This window comes from Cyanobium sp. NIVA-CYA 375 (assembly GCF_056108345.1).
This window is the reverse complement of record NZ_JBSYHW010000112.1, coordinates 1-5,093: the sequence shown is the minus strand read 5'-3', so window position 1 is coordinate 5,093 and position 5,093 is coordinate 1. Positions and strand designations below refer to the sequence as shown.

Genomic DNA, 5,093 nt, shown 5'->3' with positions numbered 1-5,093 from the left:
ATGAGCGCCGGCCGGGCAGGAGAGCAGGCCGCCGTTGGCCTCAGCGAAGCCCTCGAGGCGCTGGGCTTCCAGATGGGAGCAGAGCCACCCTTGACGCCGAAGACAGGCCCGAGCGATGGCTCGCGCAGCGCGAGGATCGCGCGCCTGCCGATCTTGCCGAAACCTTGCGTTAGCGAGACCGACGTCGTGGTCTTCCCCTCACCGGCGGGGGTTGGCGTAATTGCCGTCACGTTGATCAGCTTCCCGTCCGGTACTCCTGCGAGACGATCGAGAATGGAGAGATCGACCTTGGCCTTGTAGCGACCGTAGAGCTCGAGCTCGTCGGGCTCTATGCCCACCTCGGCTGCGACATCGGCAATGGGGCGCATAACTGCTGCCTGCGCGATTTCGAGGCTTGAGAGCATGGGTCGAGCCTTTCTGAAGGTAGTAGTGGCTTTCAGCAGCGGCTGCAAGCTCAGAAACGAGATTGTCGTTGTAGAAACACACGAGCATGAACGTCTCGATCAGCTCGGGCGTCTTGCTCACTAGCAGCTGCTCACTCCTCTTCTGGGCTGCCCAAAGGAATCAGCTTGATCTGCTTACGGCCCAGCTTGATCTCAAATTCATCGCCGGGTAGGAGGTCGAGTACGGCTGTGTAGGCCTTGCCCACCAGCAGATTGCCGTTGCCCTGAACAGTTGCGACATAGCTAAGGCTGCGGCCACCCTTGCCCCGGCCAGCGCTATCGGCGCCGAGACTTACACCCTTGGCACCGAGCAGGGCCTCATAGAAGGCGGTGAAGTTAAGCCGCTCCGTGCCATCTTTTTTGGTGCTCACATAGCCGCACTCACGCACGAGCTCGGACTTGGAGACATCGCCCAGTTCCTTGACCTTGGCGAGCAGTTCGGGGCCGGTAAGCATGAAGACATTTGGATTGTCTTCCGAACCTACCAAACCCACATGCTGTGTCAATCCACTACATCGGCAGGCAAGCCTTTGCTTGCACTAGCTTCTGTAAAAACCAATAATGTGGTTAGCGATATGGCAAAAGGCGAATGTCAGCGCAGGGGTTCGCAGGCTTCTCCGTCCCCGTTTCCATCGAGATAGCTGTGCCCCTTGCGCAGCAGCTCCTGGGCTTTGGCATAGGAGCTGATCTCGCTGCAGCGGTAACGGCGGCCGCCTGGTGTTGTGCCATCAGGGATGACGGCTGAGTGGCGACCTCACCGGAAGTCCCACGGCCTGGTGATGCCACCCGGCACCTGCCAAACCCCTAGGCGGGCACGACTGGCTCGTTCTTCTGCTTCTAGATAGGCCTTGGCATCACAGCCGCTCAGGTACTGGCGGTAGGCAAAGGCTTGGCCTTCTTCCACCATCGCCAGGTTGATGTTGATCTCGCTGATCACCTCGGCGACGCTGCGGGCGTAGCGATCCGTGGTCTTGACGTCGAGGACGACCTCGCGGCCGATGGGCAGGCGCTGCTGCAAGTAGCTGCGAGCCTGCTGGCCGTGGGGGTCTGGGCGGTTTCGGGGGCATCGATGCAGGCCAGCCTCACGGTGAAGGCCTTGCCCTCCTGCCGCACGCGGATGGTGTCTCCATCGCCGATGGAGAGCACGGTGGCCGTAACGCCCTGAGCAGCCACGCCAACCGGCCATGCTAGGGCCGTCAACGTCGCGATAACAACCAGCAGAGCCTTGCTTGCTATCGCAGGAGTTTGCACGGACAGCCTTTTCATGCGGTCCCTGCATGGCTGCTGCGCCAGCTGCGAATGGCGCCAATCTGGATTTCTGAACCAGCGCACCATGGGCCGCCTTTCGCTGCTGTTTGCCCTCGCCATCGGGACCCTGTCTGCCAGTACCGCGATCGCCCAGCAGCCGGTGCAGCCCCTGCCCAGATCAGGCGGCTGCCCCCTCGGCTACTACAGCTCTGGTAGCTACTGCGTGCCCAGCTTCGGCGGCAACACCCGAGGCGCGATTGAGAAGGTGGGCGGTGGCTGCCCGCTGGGCTTTTATTCCTCAGGCAACTACTGCCTCAGCAGCCCCAGTAACGAGCGGGAAGCGATCCAGAAGAGCGGCAAAGGATGCCCGCTGGGTTGGTATTCATCACGCGGCTACTGCGTCAAGAGCCGCTGATCGCGATGTCCAGCCCCTCTGGTGGAAGATCTGGGGCTGAGCTCCTTCTCCCGCGGGCGCCCCTCAATGCCCCGGATCTCGCCAGCTTCTGCAGCACCGACCACGCTGTCTGTACCGATTACCTCACCCTGGAGCCCCAGCCATGATTACCTCAACCTCCACAGATGTGCTGGTGATCGCCGCTAGCAACGGCCACAACCTCCAGCTGGCCGAGCGCTTCGCAGCGGCCGCCGGCCAACAGGGCCACAGCGCTGCTGTGCTCGATCTCACCACCATCAACCTGCCGCTGTTCACCCCGAGAGCCCAGGTCACCGGCACACCGCCAGGGTTGGCGGCGTTGGAGGCCCAGCTGGCTGCCGCTTCGCGCTGGGTGATCTGCTCGCCGGAATACAACGGCTCGATTCCGCCGGTGCTCACCAGCGCCATCGCCTGGCTGTCGGTGCAAGGTGATGACTTTCGCGCCCTGTTCAACGGCCGCCCCGTGGCCATCGCCACCCACTCCGGCGGCGCTGGCTATGGCGTGCTCACGGCCATGAGGCTGCAGCTGGCCCATCTCGGTGCCCATGTGGTGGGCCGCCAGCTGTCGAGCAACAGCGACAATCCAGCTAAGGACGACTCCATCGCTGATCTGCTCAGGCGACTGCACCAGCTCCATATTGCCCAACAATGACCGCCACCACCTCTGCATCGGCCACCACCTCGGGCCTGGTGTTCCGCCCAGCTGCCGAGCGCTTCCACAGTCAGCTCGACTGGCTCGACAGCTGGCACACCTTCTCCTTTTCCTCCCACTACGACCCGGCCTGGATGGGCTTCGGGCCGCAACGGGTGATCAACGACGACACCATCGCCGCCGGCAGAGGTTTCGGCATGCTCCCCCACCGCGACATGGAGATCGTCACGGTGATGGTGGAGGGCCAGCTCAACCACCGCGATTCGATGGGCCATGCCGAAGTGCTGCGGGCTGGCGAAGTGCAGCGCATGAGCGCCGGTACCGGTGTGGTGCACAGCGAGATCAACCAGGGCGATCAGTCCTGCCGGCTGCTGCAGATCTGGATCGAACCCAGCAGCGCCGGCATCGCTCCGGCCTACGAGCAGAAGATGCTCGTATAGATGTCAATCCCCCTGGCAGCCAGATTTGCCGATGCCGAGAGGGTGCAGCGGCCAGCTCTTAATCCGCCAAGCAGCCCGCCCGCAACTAGGGACTCCTGAAAAAGAAAACTGCGCCTCCTCGAGTGCGGCCAAAGACCAAGGAGGACAGGCAGCTCGACAACTCGGTCATGCAGTGACAGGAGATTTGACTGTCTCAAGCAGGCAAATGTTCCTGAGGACCACCCAGGAGGAGCCTGGCCATTGCCAGGAGTAAAACCAAGCAAAGATAGTGACAAAAAAGAGGCGGAGGAGCCTCAGGATCTTCTCAGCGCACATCACCAGAAACCCCATAGAGATCGAGGTTTCTGCACCCTTAGTCAGCCGAGCCATGATCAGCCGTAGTGAATACTTCCGCTTCCCTGATCCAAAGACGCCCTCCACCTCGTTTCTCCTCCGTTGGTCTGCACTGAGCTGTTGCTTATGAGCCGCATTGATCTCGGGATCCTTCGGCGGCCTGCCCAATCGCTTACCAGATAGGCGTATGTTGTTCCTGGTGCAGAAGTTTCGATTCTTGGTAGTGATATAGATGCGATCGGCGCAGATCCGCTCGGGATAGCAGCCATGTTCGTGCTAATATTTCTTGGCTTGTGGAATCAGGTCTTCACCTTCATTGTATGGATCCCAGCTGATCCTGTGCAGGAAGGCAAAGCCATTGCGCACGGAAACACTAATCTTGGCGCCAAACTCAACAGCAGCTCTTGCCTTGCCGCGAACAATGGGACGAACCTGTCGCTGAACTAGGTTGACGATGCGGTCGGGGATGCTGCGCGTCTTGGCGTACAGCAGGATGCTTTGTTGGCGGTGCAGCTCGCTGATCACGAGAAGCTTCTGCCACCAATGTGTCTTTAGGCCCGAAAGCCCTGCCCCAGCGGCGATCAAGGCATCAATGGCATCAAGATTTCGCTGCAAATAGTCGAGCTGGCGGCGTATCGCAGCTTTAATCTTGCGACGGCGTGGCTTCTTCTGTTTGGCGACATTAAGGAAAACAGCACGTGCCTTACCGCGGTCGTATCGGGGCCGGTGTTTGCGAAAGTCCATGTGCTGGTCGCACAGATCATCAATAATTCGTTCAGTCGACTCCCTTGCTTCGTTCAGCAACTTCAGATCAGTCGGATAGGTGATGTCGGCTGGCGTGCAAGAGGCATCGATGGTGAGTGTTCCCCAGTTCTTGTCCTCTGGCCAATCTGCAGGCTTCACGAAGTCGTCCAGTGATTTCTGGTTGACAGCATCAGCGCCTGGGTCGTCAGAATCGTTGTCATCTGGGAGTGAGGACATAGCCTAGATCACCATGGCCTTACCTCGTTCGGCAATGAGTTCGTTGATCCGTTTGAGATCCTCCTCCGAGAATCGCTTTCGGAAATGAACCATCATCGATGGATCAAATGGCGACTTGCTGGAATAGCCCGCAAAGCCAAGAAAAAACTGCATGTAAGCATTTTCTCGGATCTGCTCGACGGTTTCCTCATCGCTCAGGCCAAGCCGCTGTTTGATGAATAGCGCGCCAAACGCCAATCTGACAGGCTTGGCAGGGGCGCCAGTTGTGGGATTGAACTGAGGGGCATATGTTTCTTCCAGCTCTTCCCATGGCATCAGCCTGGAGAAGAGCACCCAGCGATTGCCCGGGTCCAACGTGCCGCCAAAAGGCACATGGAATTCTTCGATTGAGAGCTGGCCGTTATGGTGTTTTCGGTACATCTGCAGCGTTCAGCAGTTGTAGCAATCGTCAATTGCTCTGTACGCGGACAGTTTAAGGGCACCTCGAAAAAGAGGAATTCCAAGCCTGCAGTCATCTACAAAAAAACGCCTTACGGCGCCAAGGGGTCTACTAAATTGCACAT

9 protein-coding genes and 2 pseudogenes are annotated in these 5,093 nt (G+C 59.5%); 4 read left to right on the top strand and 7 right to left on the bottom strand.

What is annotated here, in order from left to right; all coding sequences use genetic code 11:
* Positions 1 to 137: 137 nt before the first annotated feature.
* From AC01FP_RS15945 to AC01FP_RS15930, 4 genes and pseudogenes are all read right to left on the bottom strand, one after another.
* Positions 138 to 368: pseudogene (locus AC01FP_RS15945) on the bottom strand (formate--tetrahydrofolate ligase); the annotation flags it as partial.
* 167 nt (positions 369 to 535) lie between these two features.
* Positions 536 to 898, bottom strand: a complete 363-nt coding sequence (locus tag AC01FP_RS15940) for an AbrB family transcriptional regulator (protein ID WP_474481654.1) — start codon at positions 896 to 898, stop codon at positions 536 to 538.
* 137 nt (positions 899 to 1,035) lie between these two features.
* Positions 1,036 to 1,101 (bottom strand): excalibur calcium-binding domain-containing protein, encoded by a 66-nt coding sequence (locus AC01FP_RS15935; RefSeq protein ID WP_474481656.1) that lies wholly within the window; start codon positions 1,099 to 1,101, stop codon positions 1,036 to 1,038.
* A gap of 96 nt (positions 1,102 to 1,197) precedes the next feature.
* Positions 1,198 to 1,461, bottom strand: a complete 264-nt coding sequence (locus AC01FP_RS15930) for a thermonuclease family protein (RefSeq protein WP_474481653.1) — start codon at positions 1,459 to 1,461, stop codon at positions 1,198 to 1,200.
* 21 nt (positions 1,462 to 1,482) lie between these two features.
* Between AC01FP_RS15930 and AC01FP_RS15925 the strand changes: the two genes are divergently transcribed.
* The 4 genes and pseudogenes from AC01FP_RS15925 to AC01FP_RS15910 all read left to right on the top strand — a co-directional run.
* A complete protein-coding gene (locus tag AC01FP_RS15925) occupies positions 1,483 to 1,608 on the top strand; it encodes a hypothetical protein (protein ID WP_474481652.1) in 126 nt (41 codons plus the stop codon).
* Between the two features lie 99 nt (positions 1,609 to 1,707).
* A complete protein-coding gene (locus AC01FP_RS15920; RefSeq protein ID WP_474481651.1) occupies positions 1,708 to 2,106 on the top strand; it encodes a hypothetical protein in 399 nt (132 codons plus the stop codon).
* Positions 2,107 to 2,248: 142 nt separating this feature from the next.
* Positions 2,249 to 2,776, top strand: coding sequence for an NADPH-dependent FMN reductase (locus AC01FP_RS15915; RefSeq protein ID WP_474481650.1), 528 nt, complete (start codon positions 2,249 to 2,251; stop codon positions 2,774 to 2,776).
* Positions 2,773 to 3,204, top strand: a pseudogene (locus AC01FP_RS15910) (pirin family protein); the annotation flags it as partial. The gene AC01FP_RS15915 and the pseudogene AC01FP_RS15910, both read left to right, overlap by 4 nt.
* A gap of 177 nt (positions 3,205 to 3,381) precedes the next feature.
* On the opposite strand, the gene AC01FP_RS15905 reads toward AC01FP_RS15910, so the two are convergent.
* The 3 genes from AC01FP_RS15905 to AC01FP_RS15895 are packed head-to-tail and all read right to left on the bottom strand — an operon-like array spanning position 3,382 to position 4,950.
* Positions 3,382 to 3,798 (bottom strand): transposase, encoded by a 417-nt coding sequence (locus AC01FP_RS15905; protein ID WP_474481655.1) that lies wholly within the window; start codon positions 3,796 to 3,798, stop codon positions 3,382 to 3,384.
* 27 nt (positions 3,799 to 3,825) lie between these two features.
* Positions 3,826 to 4,530, bottom strand: coding sequence for a transposase family protein (locus AC01FP_RS15900; RefSeq protein ID WP_474481649.1), 705 nt, complete (start codon positions 4,528 to 4,530; stop codon positions 3,826 to 3,828).
* A gap of 3 nt (positions 4,531 to 4,533) precedes the next feature.
* Positions 4,534 to 4,950, bottom strand: coding sequence for a transposase (locus AC01FP_RS15895; RefSeq protein WP_474481648.1), 417 nt, complete (start codon positions 4,948 to 4,950; stop codon positions 4,534 to 4,536).
* Positions 4,951 to 5,093 lie beyond the last annotated feature (143 nt).

Bases quoted from the DNA above. Each gene is read 5' to 3' on its own strand.
- AC01FP_RS15940 (WP_474481654.1), bottom strand. From the start codon at position 898: ATGCTTACCGGCCCCGAACTGCTCGCCAAGGTCAAGGAACTGGGCGAT.
- AC01FP_RS15920 (WP_474481651.1), top strand. From the start codon at position 1,708: ATGCGGTCCCTGCATGGCTGCTGCGCCAGCTGCGAATGGCGCCAATCT.
- AC01FP_RS15915 (WP_474481650.1), top strand. From the start codon at position 2,249: ATGATTACCTCAACCTCCACAGATGTGCTGGTGATCGCCGCTAGCAAC.
- AC01FP_RS15900 (WP_474481649.1), bottom strand. From the start codon at position 4,530: ATGTCCTCACTCCCAGATGACAACGATTCTGACGACCCAGGCGCTGAT.
- AC01FP_RS15895 (WP_474481648.1), bottom strand. From the start codon at position 4,950: ATGTACCGAAAACACCATAACGGCCAGCTCTCAATCGAAGAATTCCAT.